Source organism: Tenacibaculum aestuarii (assembly GCF_964510395.1).
In the GTDB taxonomy this organism is placed as follows: domain Bacteria; phylum Bacteroidota; class Bacteroidia; order Flavobacteriales; family Flavobacteriaceae; genus Polaribacter; species Polaribacter aestuarii.
The window spans coordinates 121,327-143,414 of sequence record NZ_CAZEFY010000001.1 but is presented as its reverse complement, the minus strand read 5'-3'; the positions used below and the strand labels follow the sequence as shown (position 1 = coordinate 143,414).

General features: G+C 32.6%; 18 protein-coding genes and 2 tRNA genes. 6 read left to right on the top strand and 14 right to left on the bottom strand.

The window, feature by feature from the left end; all coding sequences use genetic code 11:
- Positions 1–18: 18 nt before the first annotated feature.
- The 4 genes from ACKTSU_RS00700 to ACKTSU_RS00685 all read right to left on the bottom strand — a co-directional run bounded on the left by ACKTSU_RS00700 (position 19) and on the right by ACKTSU_RS00685 (position 5,384).
- Entirely contained in the window at positions 19–1,827 is a 1,809-nt protein-coding gene (locus tag ACKTSU_RS00700) for a GNAT family N-acyltransferase (protein ID WP_408034468.1), read from the bottom strand.
- A gap of 51 nt (positions 1,828–1,878) precedes the next feature.
- Positions 1,879–3,132: an aspartate kinase gene (locus ACKTSU_RS00695; RefSeq protein WP_408034467.1), complete on the bottom strand. Its 1,254-nt coding sequence runs from the start codon at positions 3,130–3,132 to the stop codon at positions 1,879–1,881.
- Positions 3,119–3,601, bottom strand: coding sequence for a GNAT family N-acetyltransferase (locus ACKTSU_RS00690; RefSeq protein WP_408034466.1), 483 nt, complete (start codon positions 3,599–3,601; stop codon positions 3,119–3,121). The genes ACKTSU_RS00695 and ACKTSU_RS00690 overlap by 14 nt, the downstream gene beginning before the upstream one ends.
- Before the next feature lie 184 nt (positions 3,602–3,785).
- The gene (locus ACKTSU_RS00685) at positions 3,786–5,384 is read right to left on the bottom strand and encodes a hypothetical protein (RefSeq protein WP_408034465.1); all 1,599 of its coding nucleotides are present in this window, start codon (positions 5,382–5,384) and stop codon (positions 3,786–3,788) included.
- Positions 5,385–5,538: 154 nt separating this feature from the next.
- Between ACKTSU_RS00685 and fbp the strand changes: the two genes are divergently transcribed.
- Both fbp and ACKTSU_RS00675 read left to right on the top strand, forming a co-directional pair.
- Positions 5,539–6,573 (top strand): class 1 fructose-bisphosphatase, encoded by a 1,035-nt coding sequence (fbp, locus tag ACKTSU_RS00680; RefSeq protein WP_408034464.1) that lies wholly within the window; start codon positions 5,539–5,541, stop codon positions 6,571–6,573.
- 313 nt (positions 6,574–6,886) lie between these two features.
- On the top strand, positions 6,887–7,495 hold the full coding sequence (locus ACKTSU_RS00675) for a superoxide dismutase (RefSeq protein ID WP_298997242.1): 609 nt from the start codon (positions 6,887–6,889) through the stop codon (positions 7,493–7,495).
- A 48-nt stretch (positions 7,496–7,543) separates the two neighbouring features.
- On the opposite strand, the gene ACKTSU_RS00670 is transcribed toward ACKTSU_RS00675, so the two are convergent.
- The 4 genes from ACKTSU_RS00670 to ACKTSU_RS00655 all read right to left on the bottom strand — a co-directional run bounded on the left by ACKTSU_RS00670 (position 7,544) and on the right by ACKTSU_RS00655 (position 10,410).
- Positions 7,544–8,029: an acyl-CoA thioesterase gene (locus ACKTSU_RS00670; protein WP_408034463.1), complete on the bottom strand. Its 486-nt coding sequence runs from the start codon at positions 8,027–8,029 to the stop codon at positions 7,544–7,546.
- 51 nt (positions 8,030–8,080) lie between these two features.
- Positions 8,081–8,674 (bottom strand): TetR/AcrR family transcriptional regulator, encoded by a 594-nt coding sequence (locus ACKTSU_RS00665; protein ID WP_408034462.1) that lies wholly within the window; start codon positions 8,672–8,674, stop codon positions 8,081–8,083.
- Between the two features lie 92 nt (positions 8,675–8,766).
- Complete coding sequence (locus tag ACKTSU_RS00660) at positions 8,767–9,915, bottom strand: cystathionine gamma-synthase (protein ID WP_408034461.1); 1,149 nt, start codon at positions 9,913–9,915, stop codon at positions 8,767–8,769.
- A 39-nt stretch (positions 9,916–9,954) separates the two neighbouring features.
- Entirely contained in the window at positions 9,955–10,410 is a 456-nt protein-coding gene (locus tag ACKTSU_RS00655) for a DinB family protein (protein ID WP_408034460.1), read from the bottom strand.
- 108 nt (positions 10,411–10,518) lie between these two features.
- Between ACKTSU_RS00655 and ACKTSU_RS00650 the strand changes: the two genes are divergently transcribed.
- Entirely contained in the window at positions 10,519–10,866 is a 348-nt protein-coding gene (locus tag ACKTSU_RS00650; protein WP_408034459.1) for an arsenate reductase family protein, read from the top strand.
- A gap of 95 nt (positions 10,867–10,961) precedes the next feature.
- Here ACKTSU_RS00650 and ACKTSU_RS00645 read toward each other — a convergent pair whose 3' ends face one another.
- From ACKTSU_RS00645 to ACKTSU_RS00635, 3 genes are all read right to left on the bottom strand, one after another.
- Positions 10,962–11,447: a DUF4252 domain-containing protein gene (locus ACKTSU_RS00645; RefSeq protein ID WP_408034458.1), complete on the bottom strand. Its 486-nt coding sequence runs from the start codon at positions 11,445–11,447 to the stop codon at positions 10,962–10,964.
- Between the two features lie 89 nt (positions 11,448–11,536).
- Positions 11,537–11,607: transfer RNA gene (locus ACKTSU_RS00640), tRNA-Gln, on the bottom strand.
- Between the two features lie 96 nt (positions 11,608–11,703).
- Positions 11,704–11,774: transfer RNA gene (locus tag ACKTSU_RS00635), tRNA-Gln, on the bottom strand.
- A gap of 216 nt (positions 11,775–11,990) precedes the next feature.
- Here ACKTSU_RS00635 and ACKTSU_RS00630 point away from each other — a divergent pair.
- Both ACKTSU_RS00630 and ACKTSU_RS00625 read left to right on the top strand, forming a co-directional pair.
- Entirely contained in the window at positions 11,991–15,098 is a 3,108-nt protein-coding gene (locus ACKTSU_RS00630; protein ID WP_408034457.1) for a protein O-mannosyl-transferase family, read from the top strand.
- Between the two features lie 3 nt (positions 15,099–15,101).
- Entirely contained in the window at positions 15,102–15,731 is a 630-nt protein-coding gene (locus ACKTSU_RS00625) for a polysaccharide deacetylase family protein (protein WP_408034456.1), read from the top strand.
- Here ACKTSU_RS00625 and ACKTSU_RS00620 read toward each other — a convergent pair.
- Both ACKTSU_RS00620 and ACKTSU_RS00615 read right to left on the bottom strand, forming a co-directional pair.
- Positions 15,728–16,021, bottom strand: a complete 294-nt coding sequence (locus tag ACKTSU_RS00620) for a thioredoxin family protein (RefSeq protein ID WP_274634836.1) — start codon at positions 16,019–16,021, stop codon at positions 15,728–15,730. The genes ACKTSU_RS00625 and ACKTSU_RS00620 overlap by 4 nt on opposite strands.
- A gap of 88 nt (positions 16,022–16,109) precedes the next feature.
- Positions 16,110–17,336: a metallophosphoesterase gene (locus ACKTSU_RS00615; RefSeq protein ID WP_408034455.1), complete on the bottom strand. Its 1,227-nt coding sequence runs from the start codon at positions 17,334–17,336 to the stop codon at positions 16,110–16,112.
- Positions 17,337–17,508: 172 nt separating this feature from the next.
- Between ACKTSU_RS00615 and polA the strand changes: the two genes are divergently transcribed.
- The gene (gene polA, locus ACKTSU_RS00610) at positions 17,509–20,340 is read left to right on the top strand and encodes a DNA polymerase I (protein WP_408034454.1); all 2,832 of its coding nucleotides are present in this window, start codon (positions 17,509–17,511) and stop codon (positions 20,338–20,340) included.
- A 97-nt stretch (positions 20,341–20,437) separates the two neighbouring features.
- Here the strand turns inward: polA and ACKTSU_RS00605 are convergent, their stop codons facing one another.
- A complete protein-coding gene (locus tag ACKTSU_RS00605; RefSeq protein ID WP_408034453.1) occupies positions 20,438–22,036 on the bottom strand; it encodes an Ig-like domain-containing protein in 1,599 nt (532 codons plus the stop codon).
- Positions 22,037–22,088: the final 52 nt, after the last annotated feature.

The window sequence follows — 22,088 nt, the reverse complement described above, 5'->3', positions numbered from 1 at the left end:
TTATATTTTCTGTAATAATTATTTATTCAAGTTCTCTGCTGCACGTCGCTCTAACTCTGCTTGAAACTCTTCCATTACAGGTTTTACCGTGCTTTCTGGTATATCTGCTACCTTAATGTACATTAATCCGTCAATAGCGTTATTAAACTTCGGATCTACATTAAAAGCTACTAATCGTGCATTTTGCTTTACGTACTTCTTAATTAACACAGGAATACGTAATTCTCCTGGTTCTAGCTCATCAATAAGTTTATCAAACTTTTGCATATCTGCCTCTGTAGCATCAAAAACAAAATCTTTATCGGCATCTTTCAGCTTCACCTTGAACTCTTTCTTCGGATGAATGTATTGCGCCACATATGGGTCGTAGTAATGCGACTTCATAAACTCAATCATCAACGACTTTGAAAACTCAGAAAATTGGTTACTAATACTTACCCCTCCCATTAAATATTTATGTTCTGGATATCGTAACGTAACATGAACTATGCCTTTCCACAATAAGAATAGTGGCATTGGTTTTTGTTGATATTCTTTAATGATAAAAGCACGTCCCATTTCAATGGTTTTTTCCATCATTGGGTACAATTCAGGTTCAATTCTAAACAACGTGTGAATGTAAAAACCATTTACACCATGCTTTTTAAAAATATCTTTTCCTAAGCCCATTCTATAAGCTCCAACCAACTTCTTTTGATCATTATCCCACAAAAATAAATGATGATAATACTTATCAAACCTATCTAAATCAATTGGTTTGTTGGTTCCTTCTCCAACCTCTCTAAAGGTAATTTCGCGCAAACGACCTACTTCATGTAAAATATTAGGAATCTCTTTTGCGGTTGCAAAGAACACCTCATAATTTTTACTTTCTAATAACCTACTTCCCTTCTCACGTAAAGCATCTACTTCTTTTTCAAATAACTCTGGTGATTTTTGAGAAGTAATATTTTTGGCTTTCTTCGGAATTTTAAGGTTTTGTGTTGATAAAATCTTTTGAGAAGCTTTCTCATACGGATTTGCCAACATATACGTTTTTCTACGTAAAAACTGGTAAAACTCTGGAATTTCAGGATAAGCATCTTGATCTTTTACTGAAATTGGTTTTCCAATTCTTACTTTTATAACTCTATTTTTTTGAGATAGTAATTCCGATGGAAGTTTTGCTGTTCTTAAGGTATCACTAATTTTAGATAGCGTATAAAACAACTGACTGTTTTTAGCGTGAAAATAAATAGGAATTACTGGTACGTTCGCTTTTTTTATCAAACGAACAGCTCCTTGCTCCCATTCTTTATCAACCATTAACTTCCCATCACGATAGGTAGACACTTCTCCTGCTGGAAAAAGTCCTAATGGCTTTCCTTCACGTAAATGCAGTAAAGCATTTTTCACTCCTGCAACACTCGATTTTGCATCCTTATGATTTTCAAAAGGATTTACGGGCATTACATAAGGCTTTAAAGGCTCTATTCTGTGTAATAAAAAGTTAGCGATTATCTTATAATCTGCTCTATGCTCTAATAAAAGCTTTAATAATAAAATACCATCAATTCCTCCTAACGGATGATTAGAAATGGTGATAAACGGTCCTTCTTTAGGAATACGTTTTAAATCTTCTTCAGGAATTTCAAACTCTATCTGAAACTCATCAAGCAAACCATTTAAAAAAGGTAAATCCTTTTTATGCTTGTGCTTATTATAAACTTCATTAGCTTTTGAAATTCGTAGAACTTTCATCAGCAACCATCCTGAAAACGTTCCGAAAACCCCGAACTTATCAGCCCCTATTGCTTTTGCAACTTCTTTAGGTGTTACTAATCCCATACACAGTTATCAATTGACATAACTGCAAATATAAATCATTTTTTGCTAGCTTTAAACGTTTTCTTGAATCACTAATTGCGCCGTTTCGGTATTAATCTGACGAATGATAGATTTTCCTCGCTTTCTAATAGTTTCTATAGCTTCATCATCAAAATGACGAATGGTAAATAACGTCGTATCTTCATAAGCTTTAATCTTATAGGCTCCTTTTAAGTCATTATAAAAGTCTTTAAAATGATTATACTTATCTTCGATACAAACAGAAAAACTAATAGCAGAATTTTGAATTAAGTTTACCTTTAATTTGTATTCGTGTAATTTTTTAAAAACGTCACTGATATTATCTTCCACCATAAAAGAAAAATCTTTTGCAGAGATTGCTACTAAAATTTGATTTTTCTTTACAATGTAACACGGTATTTCTGGAGTTATTTTCTTTCCTCTACCAACACAAGTTCCCGATTTTGTAACATCTTCAAACGAGCGTACAAACAACGGAATATTTTTTTGCTCTAAAGGTTGAATAGTTTTTGGGTGAATTACAGAGGCTCCATAAAATGCCATTTCTATCGCTTCAGTATATGAAATTTCTTCTAACAAAGCTGTTTCTGAAAACACTCTAGGATCAGCATTTAACACACCTTCAACATCTTTCCAAATAGTAACACTATCTGCATCTAAACAATACGCAAAAATACCTGCGGTATAATCAGAACCTTCTCTACCCAACGTTGTAGTTTGTTCTCCAAAACCTCCTAAAAACCCTTGAGTAATATTTAATTGAGAAACATCAACCTTATCGTGAATTTGTTGTTGAGTTTGTTCCCAATCAATCTTTGCGTCACGGTAATTACCATCGGTTTTGATTAATTCTCTTACATCTAACCATTGATTGTTAACTCCTATTTCAGACAAATATGCACTTACTATAGTTGTGGATAATAATTCACCAAAACCAACCATTTGATCATAAACAAAATTGTAATCTTTTGAAGTGTTTCTCACCATAAATCCGCTTAACTCTCCAAATAAATAATTGACCTTGGTATAAACTTCATGATTTTGACTGAATAAGTCGTTCATCATTTGTTGATGAAAATTTTCTATAAAACTTAGAGCCTCTGTAAGGTCTTCCTTTTTATAAAAATAACTATCAACCACACGTTCAAACGCGTTAGTCATTTTTCCCATGGCAGAAATTACTACCAAAGTATTTTCTGTACCTTCATGTTGCAATACTTGTGCAACATTTTTTACTCCATTAGCATCTTTTACCGATGCTCCTCCAAACTTAAATATTCTCATTACAAAATTGTTGTAAGCTTTGTTCATTCATATGGCATACTCTCCACTCTTCGTATACTATTGCTCCTGTTCCTCTATAAAAATCTACAGCACCAGTATTCCAATCTAAGACTTCCCAAGCTACCCTTTTACACCCATTTTCATAAGCATATTTTAATACTGAAGTATACAACGCTTTTCCTGCACCAATACCTCTTTTAGATTGGGTAACCATTAAATCTTCTAAGTGAATTGCTTTTCCTTTCCATGTAGAATAGCGTTCATAAAACAATGCCATTCCTATAATTTTATTATCCTCTTCTGCCACAAAAGTTTTGAACTTTGGGCTATCAGAAAAACCGTCTTTTACGATATCTTCAACTGTAACTTCAACCGCATCGGGTTCTTTTTCAAAAACAGCTAACTCTACTATTAAATCTAGTATAGCTTGTGCATCTTTCTGTTCTCCTGCTCTAATAATAAAACTCATTTCTTAAATTTTGGGTAAAGATACTTTTTAAAAAAAACCTCAAAAACAAATAAAAAAATTAAAACATATCATTTTTTTTTGTTGAATTTTCCATTCTAACTGTTTTTGTAAGAATTTTTAAATTCTAAGATATAAAAAAAGCAACCTTTAAAAGATTGCTTTTCATTTTATGATTTGTTAGCTTTTATTTTGATGCTTGATCTCCTTCACAGTTGGTCAATTCTTCGCAAAACTTTAGTAAGCTTTCTTCTGTATTTTTGTAAGTTTTTTCTCCTGCTTTCTTCACAACAGCAGGACAGTCTTTAGCTATTTTGGCTAAGTTTTTATTAAATCCAAATACAAAGCTCATTCCTGAAGTAGACTTTCCTTTTTCACTAGCAGCAGGAAGAATTACTAACTCTGTATCATTAAATTTATATAATCCAATCTTGTCTGATTCGAAAAGTACTTTACATAATTTACCTGAAGCTGCTTGACCTAAATCTACTGATCCTGATTTAACTGAAGATTCTTTAAACTTAATACTTTTATATCGAGTTCCATCAATAAATAAAACTTCTTTACAATCGCTGGCATTTTTAGTTAATACACCTACCAACTCTCCTTTACTATCTAACTGAACTGTTTTCAGTGTATGACCTATTTTTGAAATATCTTTATTATTGATATTAACAAGAAGTGTATCATTTTTAGCAGAAACTAAATATGCCTTTTGCAACTCTAAACTAATTTGGTTTTCTTTTGATTGTTCTTCTACAACAACCTCTTCTTCCTCTACTGCATCATTTCTAAGGTCTTCTGTAAGCACCTTCATATGACGAGAGTCCATTTCATTACGCTTTAACGTTTCAATAAGGTCATCTGCATTTCTTATAAAACCTTTTCCATCAGACTTATCGTAATCATTGTCTATTATTTTCTGAGCATATTCTTTTACCTTTTCAGGCATATCTAAATAGTAGTAAATCTTAGCTATGTTATAATAACTGGCATATCTTACCTTTCTTAACTTACGTTTTTTTCCTTCAAATCTTGGAACAACTTCATTAAAATAAGCAATTATAGGCTCTAGCTCTTTTGCCATTTCATCTGTTGGTTCATCATACTTCATTTTTGCGAAAATTTCTTTTACTTTTTGATATGCTTCATGATGTTTTGCATATTCAGGATGCTTTTTTGAACCTAAAATCCACAAGAACTCATTTTGATTAGTATAAGGAACATAACCATATTTACTGTTAAGATAATACCTTACACTATTTTTAATCAGAGATTTATGTTTAGCTGCATGATTGCTTTTTATATCATATTTATTTAAAGCATAATGTCTTTCTGCTTTATAATAACTAGAAAACTCATCACTTGTATAATCTGAACTTTCTTGGAAGGCTCTTTCATTACTTTCTTTTGTTAAAGCATTTATAACCGTAATTCCTGCACTTGATGTGAAACTTGCTTTAGCTTTATAGGTATACCAAGTAGATGTTACCTTTCCATCTTTATCTTTCTTTTCGTGTTTAATTTTATCAACCTTTACATCTCTTACTGTTGTTCCACTGAAATTGTAATTAACATCTAGTATTCCTGGGTAATTCACTCTTGAAAACCCTTCGATTGAAACACCTCTAAGGTTAATAGAATAGGTTCTTTTATCGTTCTCTAAAATCGGGGTGCTTGGAAGTTTAACATAAGAAACATTAAAATATTCTCGATCTAAATCGGCACTTTGAGAAAAAGAATTAGCGCATAACATAAACGCTACAAGAAGTAGTAATTTTTTCATATAATTTTTTTTAAGATTTTTTTAACAGTTGCGAATATATAAAACCTTAGTTAATTTTAAGTAATACAAAAGTATTATTAAAAATAAATATTCAAAATCGTTGTAGTTACTCTAAAAAGTTGGCATCTTTGTACGCACAACACAAACATTTAATATGAATAATAAACATATGACTCTTGGAGAGTTCATCATCAGTAAACAAAAGGATTTCAAGTATTCTTCTGGTGAATTATCTCGTTTAATAAACTCTATTCGTCTTGCTGCCAAAGTGGTGAATCACGAAATTAGAAAAGCAGGATTGGTAGATATTACTGGAGCTGCTGGAGATATTAATGTACAAGGTGAAGCACAGCAAAAATTAGATGTTTTAGCTAATGATTTATTCAAACAAACACTAATTAACCGTGAAATTGTTTGTGGTATTGCTAGTGAAGAGGAAGATGACTTTGTAATTGTTGAAGGAAGCAATAAAGCTAACGAAAACAAATATGTTTTATTAATGGATCCTTTAGACGGTTCATCTAACATTGATGTAAACGTATCTGTTGGAACTATTTTCTCTATTTACCGTAGAATTTCTCCTGTTGGAACTCCTGTTACCAAAGAAGACTTCTTACAAAAAGGTAGCGAGCAAGTAGCTGCTGGTTATGTTGCTTACGGTACCTCAACTATGTTAGTTTTCACTACCGGTAATGGCGTAAACGGATTTACTTTAAATCCAGCTATCGGAACTTTTTACTTATCACACCCTAACATGCAATTCCCAGAGATTGGTAGAATTTACTCTGTAAGTGAAGGGTATTTTACGCATTTCCAGGAAGGAATGAAGCGTTTCTTAATTCACTGTAAAGAATTAAATGAGGCTGATAACCGTCCGTATACAGCGCGTTATATCGGATCGTTAGTATCAGACTTCCATAGAAACATGATTAAAGGTGGTGTATATATTTATCCTGCTACAGCGATAACTCCTAAAGGAAAATTACGTTTATTATACGAATGTAACCCTATGGCTTTTATTTGTGAACAAGCGGGAGGTAAAGCTTCTGACGGATTTACACGTATCATGGATATTAAACCAACAGAATTACATCAACGTGTTCCTTTTTACTGCGGAAGTATACAAATGGTAGAAAAAGCAGAAGAATTTATGAGTGAGTTTTCTTCAGAAGATAAACCTACTTATTAAGAAAATGATTAGATGGTTTTTAATATCAATAGCCTTAGTTTTAGCAATAGGTTTTTATATCCGAGATAAAAACCTAGTTTTAAACATCCATGACACATATTTTGTCATGAGCTATTGGTATTTAGCTATTTTTATTTCAAAAATATTAGGAGTCGTAGTAGTACTCTTGTTTATAAAATCAAAATTTAAATAATAGTTATTATTTATACTTAAATAAATTATCTATAAGGCAAACAGTTGTTTGCCTTATTTTTTTGGGTTAAATTTACATTCAGAAAAACGAAAAATTTAACCTATTTAAAAACAAATAATTATGGCTTTCGAATTACCAGAATTAGGATATGCTTACGACGCTTTAGAACCAAATATAGATGCTAGAACTATGGAGATTCACCATACGAAGCACCACCAAGGATATACAAACAACTTAAACAATGCTATTGCAGGTACTGATTTAGAAGGAAAATCTATCGAAGATATCTTAACTAATTTAGACATGAGCAATGCTGCTGTACGTAACAACGGAGGTGGATTTTATAACCACTCTTTATTCTGGACAGTAATGAACCCAGAAGATAGAGGATATCTAACCGGTGAGTTAAGAGATGCTATCGAAGCTGAATTTGGATCGAAAGAAGCATTTATCGATGCTTTCTCTAAAGCAGCTGCTACACAATTTGGTTCAGGATGGGCTTGGTTATGTGTACACAAAGGAGGAAAAGTAGAAGTTTGCTCTACTCCTAACCAAGACAACCCATTAATGCCAGGTGTTACTTGTGGCGGAACTCCTATTTTAGGATTAGATGTTTGGGAACACGCTTACTACTTAAACTACCAAAACCGTCGTCCTGACTATATTGAAGCTTTCTTTAATGTAGTTAACTGGAACGAAGTAGAAAGAAGATACGCAGAAGCTAAATAATTTCAGCTTTGCTACAAATAGAAAAGACCTGCAAAAGCAGGTCTTTTTTTATACAACTTTTTGTAATCGAAAACTTTGTGTTCTTTTTTCAAAACTAGTTTCCTCTACAGGTAAAACAACACTTTCAAAAAGCTCCATTATATCTTCAGTATGTTGTGCTGATGATAATTTTATCAAATCAAAATATACAAAAGAACTCCAAAGTATGGCTTTTAGTTCTGTTTTATCTTCATTCCACATACGTATTTCTACTAATAAATTTTTATTCCCATAATGCAACAATTGAGAATCTATTGTAACTGTTTCCATTAAGGTTGCAGACTGTAAATAGGCTATTTGATGTGAACCTACTACCCAGCTTTTTCCTCGATCTTTTCCATGTTGATATATGTCTATACCATAATGTTTTATTAGTTGATCTTCTCTTGCATTGATAAGGTAATTGAAATAGGAAGCGTTATTTAAGTGATTAAAAGGATCACAATCTTGAAACCTAATTTTTGTTTTACTTTCTAAAATTTTTGGTAATTCCATGTTGCTAAAATTTAAAATATACCAATTGGTATATTTTTGATTAAAAAAATATTATTTCTGTAATTCTTGTTTTATAATTTGTTGAATCACTATGGAAACGTCTTTAAGATAACTTCCATCTTTCATAATATGCGACATATATACAGCTCCTTCAATTATATAAAAAAAACGCTTCGCATATAGCATACTATCTACAGATTCTTTAATTTCATTAGATTTTTTTCCGCTTTCTATCAATTGTGAAAACCGATCTAAGATTCTATAATTGTAAGACTGTACCAATTGAGCAATTGCTTTGTTTTGATTATCAGAATCTACACCAATATTTAAAATAGGGCAGCCTCCAAATTCTTTATTATACTCATAATATGAACCATAAAAAAAAGCAACATTTAATAGCATTACTAAAGGTGTTTCTCCTTTATTTACTGTTTTATTCAAGTCTTTTAAAACCCTACGTACAGAATATTTGAACGCTTCAATAGCTAACTCTTCTTTGTTTTCAAAATGACCATAAATAGCTCCTTTTGTTAAACCTGTGGCTGTTGTTATTTTTGACAAACTCATAGCAGAAAAACCACTTCTATTAAAAATAGGAGCTACCGTTTCAATTATAAAGGCTTTAGTTCTTTCTGACTTAGACATCATCTTAAAATATCGACAAATATACAAAATATACTGATTGGTATATTCTTATTTTAAAAAAATCCGAAATAAGCTTACTTCGGATTTTTCATTTATCTATTCAATGCTTGCTCTAAATCGACTAATAAATCATCGATATCTTCTACTCCAACACTTAAACGAATTAAAGAATCGGTAATTCCTATTTTTAAACGTTCCGCTTCTGGAATTGAAGCATGTGTCATTGTTACTGGATGACTCACCAAGCTTTCTACGCCTCCTAACGATTCTGCTAACGTAAAAATTTTAGTGTTTTCTAAAAAAGTTAAGGCTGCCTGTTTACTCTCATCTTTTAGTCGAAAAGAAACCATTCCTCCAAAATCATCCATTTGTTTTTTAGCTATTTCATAACTTGGATGACTCTCTAAACCTGGATAGAACACCTCCCCAACTTTAGGGTGATTTACTAAATATTCAGCAACAGCTTTCCCGTTTTCGCAATGACGCTGCATACGCAAATGCAAGGTTTTTACTCCACGGAGCGCTAAAAAAGAATCCATCGGTCCAGCAATAGCACCTGCAGCAAACTGTATAAAATGTAATTCTTCAGCTAATTGAGCATCTTTAACCATTAAAGCTCCCATCACCAAATCGGAATGCCCTCCTAAATATTTAGTAGCCGAATGCATTACAATATCAACTCCTAAATCTAATGGACGCTGTAAATAAGGAGTCGCGAATGTATTATCAACCGCCACTAAAATATCAGCTCTTTTGTTTTTTACAGCTTTGGTAATTTCTTCTATATCCGCAATTTTCATTAACGGATTTGTTGGAGTTTCTATCCAAATTAATTTTGTGCTTTCAGAAATCGCATTAGTTACGTTCGATGCATCATCCATATCAACAAATTGAAATTTCAATCCGTTTTTTTGGAACAATCTTGTGAACAGGCGATAGCTTCCTCCATAAATATCATCACCTGCAATTACCTCATCACCTGGTTTTAAGGTACGCAATACACAATCGATTGATGCTAAACCCGAAGAAAAAGCAAATCCGTGAGTTCCATTTTCAAGAGCTGCAAAAGCTTTTTCTAAAGCCGTACGAGTTGGATTGGCTGCTCGTGAATACGCATATCCTTTATTCACTCCTGGGCTTGATTGCGCATAGGTAGACGTTTGAAATATAGGTGGCATTACTGCTCCTGTAGCTTCTTCGTGCTCTTGCCCTCCGTGTATGGTTTTGGTATTGAACTTCATCTATCGATATTTGTTGTTTTCTTCAGAGTTAAATAGCTATTACACCAACTTCGTCAAAGTCATGATAATACCTAAATGCATTCCTTCATGTAAGTTATTAAACGCAATAGCACTTTCAATAGAATCGATTACAAAACCTGTACTAGTTTCATACTCTTCGTATTCTGTAAAAATTCCTGCTTCAAAATCTTCTTGTAAGGTGTCTGGTAAACCAAGTAATAACTCTTTTACTTCTTCAAATTCTTCTTCTGTAAATTCTTTCTTTGGAAAAGTACCTTTTCTATATTCTTCAATTAATTCATCTGGTGCTAAACAATTCAATCCAGATAATTTATAGTGTAATAACTGTTGTGTTACTACTAAATGAGCTACGTTCCATGCAATATTATTATTAAAACCTTCTGGAATTGTGTGTAATTGCTCTGTTGTTAAACCTTCTATTCTTTTTAAAACTAATTCTCTTGATCTTTTTAAAACTTCAAATTGTTTGTTCATTTTTCTACTTATTTTAGCTATTTCAAAGATACCTATTTAACCATGAAAACTTGTGTTGAGTATTTATTATTTAATGGTTAAAATCTAACGCCTTAAAAACATAATACGATGAAGAAAGTTTATTTTTTACAAACTTGTGATACTTGCCGAAGAATCTTAAAAGAAGTAAATCTTGATGGGTTTGAAAAACAAGAAATAAAAACCCAACCAATTACAGTTGCTCAGTTAGAAGAAATGCGTGCTATGACTGATAGCTATGAGAGTTTATTTAACAAAAGAGCAAAACTTTACAAAGAAATGGATTTGAAAAATCAAAATGTCACTGAAGCTGATTATCGCCAGTATATTTTAGATGAGTATACCTTTTTAAAGCGTCCAGTTTTTATTGTTGAAGACCAAATTTTTATTGGAAACAGCAAAAAAGTAATAGAAAGCTTAAAGGCTATGCTTGATTAAATAAAAACTCCGACAATTTTTGTCGGAGTTTTCTATATAACAAGGTTAGTTCTCTAGGATTCCCTTCTACTACACTCAGGGAACTTAGAAATATTTTAATTTGAAGCTATGCTTTTATTTTTTGTAGACGCTTCAACCATAGCTGATAATTCATCCATAGTAAGATTGGTTTTAATCCCAAGTAAAACTAACTCATCTGTATTGTCATGAACATTAACTATAATTTCTTTAATACGATCTTTACTTTCTCTAAAATACACCGTAACTCTTTCTTTACCGTCTTTTACTCTAACTAAAGTCCTTAATTTGTTTTTTCTAGCAAACTTTTGAAAGTCTTTTTGAACAGAAGACATGTTATTGTTAAAAACCATTATTTTATAGTTTTTAGATTTCTTTAAAAACACTCCAAACTCATCAGTATCTTCATCAGAAATGAACATATTAGCAAAGAAACTAGGAATGTTTAACGATACCTCGGCTCTATCTTTATTAGATTGATAAAATTCTTTAAAGTTTTTTTCTTGTGCAAAAACAGTAGTTAATACAAAAAGGCTAAAAAAGGTAATTACAATTCGTCTCATAATAGTAGTTGTTTTTAAATGAAGACGATAACCTTTGAAGTTTGTTACAAATAAAAAAGTCTTAACTAAAAGATAGTTAAGACTTTTTGTTGGCCCACAAGGACTCGAACCTTGAATATCGGTACCAAAAACCGGTGTGTTACCATTACACCATGGGCCAATGTTTACAATGCAAATATAAACACAAAGTTTTATATTTAGAAATCATTAAACACTTTTTATAAAAAAATCCCCACGAAAGTTCGTAAGGATTTTGTTGGCCTACAAGGACTCGAACCTTGAATATCGGTACCAAAAACCGGTGTGTTACCATTACACCATAGGCCAATTGCTTATTGCGGGTGCAAATATAAAACAAAATTATATTTCAGCAAATTTTTTACAGTTTTTTTCGTTTACTTCTTTTTTAACCTCTAAAATTTCATTTAACAGAACTTTATATAAGAGGTTATTTTAAGAAAACTGTCAAAATTATATTTTTGTTTTCATCGAAAAAATCATTAGTAATTAATACATTCGTACTTTATATCTAGATAAAAAACTATGACTGAGCCTAACTATAAAAAGTGGAACATCATCTTAGGATGGTTTTCATTTGCAATAGCATTAATTACCTACACCTTAACCTTAGAACCTACTGTAAGTTCATGGGATTGTGGCGAATATATAGCAACCGCAGTAAATTTAGAAGTTGGACATCCACCGGGAGCTCCTTTGTTTCAAATGTTAGGTGCTTTCTTTGCTATGTTTACTAGCGATCCTAGTCAGCTAGCTAAAATGGTTAACTTTATGTCTGGATTGGCAAGTGCTTTTACTATCCTTTTCATGTTTTGGACAGTCACCAATTTAGCTAGAAAAATGGCTGTAAAAAATGGAAAACTAGGTAATAATGAAGCTATCGCTGTATTAGGTAGTGGTTTAGTTGGAGCTTTAGCTTACACATTCTCAGATAGTTTTTGGTTTAGTGCTGTTGAAGGGGAAGTATATGCTATGTCTTCTTTCTTAATGGCGCTACTATTCTGGTTAGGTTTACGTTGGGAAAGCGAATTAAATAGCCCTAGAGGAAACAAGTGGTTAGTTTTAATCAGTTTTGTAGTAGGATTATCTTTTGGAGTACACATCTTATCATTACTTGTTATTCCATCAATCGTTTTAGTATATTTCTTTAAAACCTATAAGAACATTACTGTAAAAACAACAGCTATCGCAACATTAGCAGCTATTTTAGTGTTAGCTTTTGTCTTTAAATTCTTATTCCCGTTTACTTTAAAATTCTTTAGTGTTGCTGAGTTATTCTTCATCAACCAAATAGGCTTACCATACAACTCAGGAACAATCATCGCCGGATTAGTGTTAATAGGATTATTCTTTTACGGATTAAAATACACGCGTAAAAAGAATATGGTTACCGCAAACACCTTGGTACTTTCAGTATTATTTATCATGATTGGGTTCTCGTCTTGGTTAATGTTACCAATTCGTGCCAATGCTGATACGATTATCAATGAAAACAATCCATCAAGTGCTCGTGAATTATTAGCCTACTATAACCGTGAACAATACGGTGATGCCAATGTTTTTTATGACAATTACTACTCTGTTGCTTTTGACAGAGAACAAGATGCGGAAAATCCATATAAAGACGACAAACCTAAATATGAAAAAATAGATGGAAAGTATGTTATTGTAAACAGGTATAAAAACGTACTTCCTAATTATTCTAGCAAACACAAAGGATTCATCCCGCGTATGGTTAATCCTGCTTCTGAGCAACAATATAAAAGCATTGCTGGAATTCCTGCTCGTAGTAAAAGACGCCCAACCTTTTTAGAGAACATGAAATTTATGGTCGATTATCAATTTGGCTATATGTATGGGCGTTATTTCATGTGGAATTTTGTAGGACGTCAAAACGATATCCAAGGACATTTAGATGTTGAAAACGGAAACTGGTTAAGTGGTATTAATTTTATTGATGAAGCTCGCTTAGGTTCTCAGCAAAATTTACCAGATGATGTAAAAAATAACAAAGGACGTAACACCTACTTCTTTTTACCTTTCCTTTTAGGAATTTTCGGACTATTTTATCAACTTAACAGAGATAAAAAGAATTTTTATGTACTAACCTTGTTCTTCTTATTTACAGGATTAGCCATCATATTTTATACCAACCCTAAACCATTTGAACCACGTGAACGTGATTATGCTGTAGTTGGTTCGTTTTATGTATTTGCCATCTGGATTGGTTTCGGGGTGCTTGCTTTATATGATTATTTTAAAAAGTATGCCAACAAACGTGTAGTTGCAATTGCTGCTTCTGCAGTTTCACTAGTTGCGGTTCCTGCATTAATGGGCTTCCAAAACTGGGATGACCATGATAGATCAGACCGCTATTTGGCTCAATTAAATGCGCAAACCTATTTAGAAAGCTGTGATCCGAATGCGATTATTTTTACCATTGGTGATAATGATACGTTCCCGCTATGGTATATGCAACAAGTTGAAGGAGTACGTAGAGATATTAAAGTTGTAAACACTAGCCTTTTTCAAACAGATTGGTATATCGATCAAATGAAAAAGAAAACCTATACAGCCGATCCTATTCCTTCACAATTAACTCACGATCAGTATAAGTACGGAACTTTAGATATGGCGTACTATTACGAGATACCACAATTAAAAGATTCGGTTCTTTCTATCAGTGACTTTATGCGTTGGATTGCTAGTGACAATGACGCAACCTATTTAGATGCTGGGGATGGAGCGAGAGAAAAATTCTATCCAACCAATAAAATCCGTATTCCTGTTAACAAAGAAAACGCTTTAAAAACGGGGTTAGTAGCAGCGAAAGATGCTGATAAAATAGTTGATTATATTGACATTACTGTTGATAACAGAGCTTTATCAAAAGCGCGAATTTTAATGTTAGATATCTTAAATAATTTTGATTGGAAACGCCCTCTTTATTTCACAGGTGGTGCTAATGCAGATGAAGAGTACATCTGGTTAAAAGATTATTTACAGCTAGATGGAATGTCGTACAAACTGGTTCCTATTAAAACTTCTAACGAAGGACAATCTATTTTTGAAATGGGACGTATCGACCCAGAAAAAATGTATGCTAACGTTAAAAAATGGGATTGGAAAACTATTAATAACGGTGAAATTTATTTAGATGAACAAAGCAAGCGTAACGCTATTTCATTACGTAATAACTTAATCCGTTTATCGGAAGAGTTTATGCAAAAAGGTGATTCTGTAAACGCAAAAGACGTGTTAGATTTATCGTTACATAAAATGCCTATTAGAGATTTTGACCACTATAACTTCTCTTTAGGATATCCAGAATTGTACTACCGCATAGGTGATATTGATAAAGCACGTGAAACTGCTGAAAGATTAATTGATATATTCCAGCAAAAATTACAATACTATATTACTTTTGACCCTCAAGACCTTTATTTGGTAGAAGACAACATACAAACTAACCTGTACATGTATCAAAACATTATCCAGCAAATTGTACGTTATGACAAAGATGAAGAGTACGGTAAAAAAGCATTCCAAGATTATATGGTTCATGAAAGATTCTTTAGAGCACCAACTGAAGAAGAATTGGAACTAGAACAACTAGATTCTATAAAACCTTAATTAATGAGGTTGTATTTTATAAAAACACCACGTATACTTAAACGTTTATTCACAAAGTATACGTGGTCTTTTTTTTCTGATCAAAAAGAAATCTTTCTAACTTTTGATGACGGTCCTATTCCAGAAGTAACGGAATTTGTGCTAGACCAACTTCAACAATTCAATGCGAAAGCTACTTTTTTTTGCATAGGAGACAACATACGAAAACACCCTGCTGTTTTCAATAGAATTATTTCCGAAGGACATTCTGTAGGAAACCACACTTTTAATCATTTAAACGGCTGGAAAAATAGTAATACCACTTATTTTGAGAATATAAATAAGTGTGAAAACCTATTGTCTCATCAAACAGCAAAACTGTTTCGTCCTCCTTATGGAAAAATAAAAAGAACACAAGCAAAAAAATTGATTGCGAAAGGTTACAAAATTATTATGTGGGATGTACTTTCTGCTGATTTTGACAAAACAATTTCAAAAGAAAAATGCTTACAAAATGTACTTAAAAATACACAAAACGGAAGTATTGTCGTTTTTCACGACAGTATAAAAGCTAGTGAAAAGCTATACTATGCACTACCAAAAATGCTTCAAAAATTTTCGGAAAGAGGTTACGAATTTAAGGCGATAAACTAAACGTATTGTTGCACCAAACCAATTAAGGTATTGGCATCTTGCTCACCTGTTTGACGCCACTTCATTTCCCCATTTTTGTAAATCATAAATGTAGGGTTTCCCTTTACACGTAAAGCTTCAGCAAGAATTTCATTCTTTTTAATATCTATTTTGATAACTTTAGCTTTATCTCCCAAAGCAGCAGCAACATCACGAAGTGTGTCTAAACTAGGCTCTAACTCACTCCAATCTGCATAAAAATCAATTAACACAGGCTTGTTAATACTTATAATTTCACCAAACTTTGTCATCTTTTGCATAAGTTTAATCAGTAAAGAGCCTAAAATTACTAATTTTTTGTTAGGTAAATATTATTTTATTCTTAAAAAATACTGAAAATCAGGCTTTTTTTAACTCTATAACGGTAATTTCAGGCCAAATACCTACTCTTCCAGGAAAAGCGTGGTATCCAAACCCTCTGTTTACGTTAATATATCTGCCAAATTCTTCGTACAATCCTGCCCATTGCTTATACACATATTTTGAGGGACTCCATTTAAACCAACCTGGAATTTCAATTCCAAATTGTAACCCGTGTGTATGTCCACTAAGCGTTAATTGATAATTATATTCATCTGTTTTTACCATATGCTCCCAATGGCTGGGATCATGAGAAAGTAAAATCTTAAAATCTTCTTGCTTTACCCCTTCAGAGGCTTTTGCTAAATCTCCTTTTTTACTAAAACGACCTTTCCCCCAGTTTTCTACACCTATCAATGCTATTTTTTGTCCGTCTTTTTCAATATAACGGTTTTCATTTAACAATAAATCAAACCCAATCTTTGGATGAATATCTTTGATTGCTTCAAAATTAGCTTTTTTATCTCTTGGACTTTTCCAATCTGAATAATCACCATAATCGTGGTTCCCTAAAACAGAAAACATACCTTCAGGAGCCTTTAATTGAGAAAAAACAGATACCCAATCATCCATTTCATGAGCAAAATTATTTACAATATCACCTGTAAATAAAATCATATCTGATTGTTGCTCATTGATTAAATCTACTCCATATTGAATTTTCTCATGATTATCAAAACTTCCAGAGTGAATATCGGTAATGTGAGATATGGTAAAACCATCAAAAGCTTCGGGTAAATCTTTAAAACTTAATTGATATTTTAATACTTTATAATTGTATTTTCCTTTAACCATACCATACAGCATGCTTGCGAAAGGTAACGCAGCCAATCCTAAGGCTATTTTTGACACAAAAGCTCTTCTTCCTGCCAAATCTTTGGTTTCTTCTTTAGAGAAAAAAGAAAATCCTTTTTGAGCAAATCTCACAACATCTTCACCAAACATTAACAACAACACTACTAATTTTGGCACCAAAACAAGTAAAAACAACCCTACTGCCCATTGAAACTTAATTGTTTGTCCAGAACCTCTATCTGACGTAAGAATTACATAGAAAAAATTCGCATACACCAACAAACTTACCAACAACCAACTGTACTGTACAATTTTACTTTTAGTTAGTGTTTTTATTGCCTGAAACGCATACGTTTCAAGCAGAATAATGATTGCTGATACTATAATAAGAGTTACTACCCAACGAGACATTTACTTCATTTTTAAGGATAAACAAAGATACAGCGATTCTTAAAATAGGTTTTTAACATCTTGTTAAAGTTTTGTAGCTTTACCTTCAAAATTCTCACGAATAAACAATATTGCCTTTTTACCGTAAGCGAATAGGTATCAATAATTTAATTCAACAGACTCAATATACAACATGGCAGATCAAAAACGACTTTTTTTACTCGATGCATATGCGCTAATCTTCAGAGGATATTACGCTTTTATTAAAAATCCGAGAATCAACTCTAAAGGTTTAGACACTTCTGCTATTATGGGGTTTACAAACTCTTTAATGGATGTAATTAAACGAGAAAAACCCGATTATTTAGCTGTATGTTTCGATAAAGGAGGTAGTACTGATCGTGTTGAGGCTTTTGAGCATTACAAAGCTAATCGACAAGAAACACCAGAAGCTATTCGTTTAGCGGTTCCGTATATTGAAAAAATATTAGAGGCAATGAATATTCCTGCTATTGTAAAAGAAGGATATGAAGCTGATGATATAATTGGAACCCTTGCCAAAAAAGCCGAAAAAGTAGGTCTGCAAACCTATATGGTAACTCCTGATAAAGATTTTGCTCAATTAGTGTCTGATAACATTTTTATGTATCGCCCACCACGTATGGGGAATGGTTATGAAAAATGGGGTATTGAAGAAGTAAAAGCTAAGTTTGAAGTTGAAGACCCATTACAAGTAATTGACTTTTTAGGTATGATGGGAGATTCTGTTGATAATATCCCTGGACTACCTGGTGTAGGTGAAAAAACAGCTAAAAAATTCATCGCTGCTTATGGTTCTATGGAAGGATTGCTTGCCAACACCCATGAATTAAAAGGCAAAATGAAAGAAAAGATTGAAGCCAATGCGGAACTTGGTATGCTTTCAAAACAGCTAGCTACTATCATGTTAGACGTTCCTGTTGAATTAGAACTAGATAAGCTAATTTTTGAACAACCAAACATTGAAGCTACCAAAGAAATTTTCACCGATTTAGAGTTCCGTCGTTTAACAGAGAATTTCTTAAAAACATTTGCTTCTCCAGAAGAAGTTCAAGATAATACTTCTTCTGTTGAAAAACCAAAAGTCACCAAAGCTAGCACTTCAGGTCAATTCGATTTATTTGCTGCTCCAGGTAGCGGAAATACTTCAGAAGAAAATACTATCAACGGATTTAGAACCATTGATAACACCAATCATTTTTACCAGTTAGTCAACACACCTCTTTCAAGAAAACTTTTATTAGAAAAGTTGTTAGAACAAAACTCTGTGTGTTTTGATACCGAAACAACAGGTTTAAAAGCACTAGAGGTTGAATTAATTGGAATTGCTTTTTTATGGGAAGCTAACAAAGGATACTATGTTGCTTTTCCAGAAGACCAAGAAGAAACCACCACTATTTTAGAAGAGTTCCGTCCATTTTTTGAAGCGGAAACTATTGAAAAAATAGGTCACAATTTAAAATATGACATCAAAGTATTATCAAATTATAACATGCCTGTAAAAGGTAGATTATTTGACACCATGATTGCGCATTACCTTATCAATCCAGATATGCGTCATAACATGGATGTACTTTCTGAAACCTATTTAAACTACCAACCCGTTTCTATTACAGAGTTAATTGGTAAAAAAGGTAAAAATCAACTTTCTATGCGTGAAGTTAAATTACCAAAACAAACAGAGTATGCTGTAGAAGATGCCGATGTAACGTATCAATTAAAAGAGCATTTTTCTAAGGAATTAGAAAACGGAAACGTAACCAAACTGTTCAACGACGTTGAAACCCCGTTAGTTTCTGTATTATCTGCTATGGAAATTGAAGGAATTAACTTAGATACTGACTTTTTAAAGTCTTTATCTGTTGAGCTAACCAAGGATATCCTACAATTAGAACAAAACATTTACCAACAAGCAGGTGAAGAATTTAACATTGCTTCTCCAAAGCAATTAGGTCCTATCCTATTTGACAAATTAAAGTTGGTTGACAAACCTAAAAAAACAAAAACAGGACAATATTCTACTGCGGAAGATGTACTTTCTTACTTAGCCAAAGATCATCAAATAGTAGCTGATATTTTAGAATATCGTCAGTATAAAAAATTACAAAGCACTTATGTTGATGCGCTTCCTAATGAGATCAATCCAAAAACAGGAAGAGTACATACGGTGTATGCACAAGCAGTAGCTGCTACTGGACGTTTAAGTTCAAACAACCCGAACTTACAAAACATTCCTATCCGTACAAAACGCGGACAAGAAGTGCGTAAGGCTTTCATTCCAAGAAATGAAGATTATGTATTATTAGCGGCAGATTACAGTCAAATTGAATTACGAATCATCGCTGCTTTAAGCGAGGAAGAAACCATGATTAAAGCCTTTCAGCATGGAGAAGATATTCACGCTTCTACTGCTGCTAAAGTTTTTAATGTTCCTATTGACGAAGTAACTCGCGAACAACGTAGCAATGCTAAAACGGTTAACTTCGGAATTATTTATGGGGTATCTGCCTTTGGGTTGAGCAATCAAACCGATTTAACTCGTTCAGAAGCCAAAGAATTAATCGACACCTATTATGCTACCTATCCTAAACTAAGACGTTACATTGCAGAACAAGTAGATTTTGCTCGTGAACACGGATATGTAGAAACTGTTTTAGGACGTCGTCGTTACTTGAAAGACATCAATTCTCGTAATGCTATTGTTCGTGGTGCTGCAGAAAGGAATGCGGTAAATGCACCTATTCAAGGGTCGGCTGCCGATATCATTAAACTTGCCATGATTAACATTTATAAGCGATTTGAGCAAGAAAACTTTAAGTCGAAAATGTTACTACAAGTACATGATGAATTGGTTTTCGATGCACATAAAGATGAAGTTGAAATCATTAAACCTATCATTAAGCAAGAAATGGAAAATGCTTTTAAGATGAGTGTTCCGTTAGATGTTGAAATTGATACAGGAGCAAATTGGTTAGAGGCACATTAATATGTGCTTCTAAGCTTTTTTACAAGTGTCATTTTGAAGTATTAGATCTCTAGAGCGAGATTTCTCAGTCGCAAACTCCTTCGAAATGACATTTGTATTATTTAATCACAAAAGGTTCATTTTGTACTACCCAATTAGCCCTTAACTTAAGTTCTGTTCCGTAATAAATAATTTGCTCTGGTTGTTTACGTTCTAAGAAATTACCCGTATCCCACACACGGTTATTATTTTCATCAATAATAGCTCTTATAGCATATTCTTTGGGTTCTAACAGGGTAAACTCTATTTTTTTAGATTCTGAAAGATACACTGTTTCTTTCACCTCATCTTTTACCAATAATTGAATAATTACTGGGTATGGTGTTTCTTTTTTAACATCCAACACTATACCTCCATAATCATCTACTGCACGAGTTGTAAACTTGTAATTTAACGTATCGTTGGTAGTTTCGTAAACATCCGTAATTCCTTGTGGTAATCCTTTAAAAATGTAACCAAATTTAGGCTTCTTCTCAAATAAGACTGCTAGTTTGTTAATCGATTGTTTTTTCAATTCAAAAGCTACCTCAACAGTATCTTTATCTATTAAAGAAAACTTGGATTTATCAATAGAAACAATAGGATTATTCGTTTGAATAAACATTGTATCTTTTAAATGTAAAACACCTCCCACATTTGATGACACTGATAAAGAATCAATCTGTTTTTTTCTTAAAAAAACGGTAACCGTATCTTTAAAATTTAGGTTGTTTACAATAAAGTTTAACGAGTCTCTTTCAATCGGAGTATACCAATAGTTTAATGTATCCTTGTCTTTTTCTAACTGTGTAAATGATTTGAAATCTTGCGGAACTTCCGACAGTATTTCAATATTTATATCGTCTTGCTTCCCTTCAAATCCAAACTGAATTTTTCCTTTAGTTACTTCTTTCCCTCTTTTAAATTCATACGGTTGAATCTCTTTAAAAAAACGAATCGGGTTACTTATAACACTATCAGCTGGCAATGTAATTGTATCGGCTACAAAACCTATTTTATCATTTCTACTACTAAAAATGTAGTCGTTTGCTTGCTCCTTTAAGGCCAACATTAAGTATTTTCCTTCTCGTAAATTACTAAACTCAAAGTTTGTAGAATCTAACGTACTAGTTACGTAATTAGGTTTTTGTTTGTATATAATTGAGTCGTTATAAACGCTATCTAGCTTATACAACAACACACTTACTTCTTTTACTTCCTTTTTATCAAAAGCATCAGCGACAGAACCCTTTATTGTTAACGAATCAATATAACTCCCTGTAGAAAACACGTACTTGAAACTCTCTAATTTATTGTTTTCATTGTTGTCTTGAACCGCATTTCCGAAGTTAAATGTATACGTTGTATTCGGTTGTAGGGTGTCTAATATTTTTATATTGATATACTTACTTGGAGTTCCTTGCGGAGTAATTAGTGGTGGGTTTTTCATTGGAGGTGAAACCACTAATTGCTTTTGTAAATCTTTTAAAACAATATACTCATTGAAATAAATACGAATATTGTCTTCCTTAAAATGAATAGTTTCGTATGGTGGATTTGCTGTAACCATAATAGGTGCTGTTTCATCTTTTGGGCCTCCTTCTGGTCTTCCTTTACGTGCACAACTAACGATGATAAAAGCAAAAAGTGTTATTAAAATAAGATGTTTATTTTTCACAAATTGATGGTTTTAAATCCAATTTCAAAAGTAGTAAATTAAGATGGAAAGT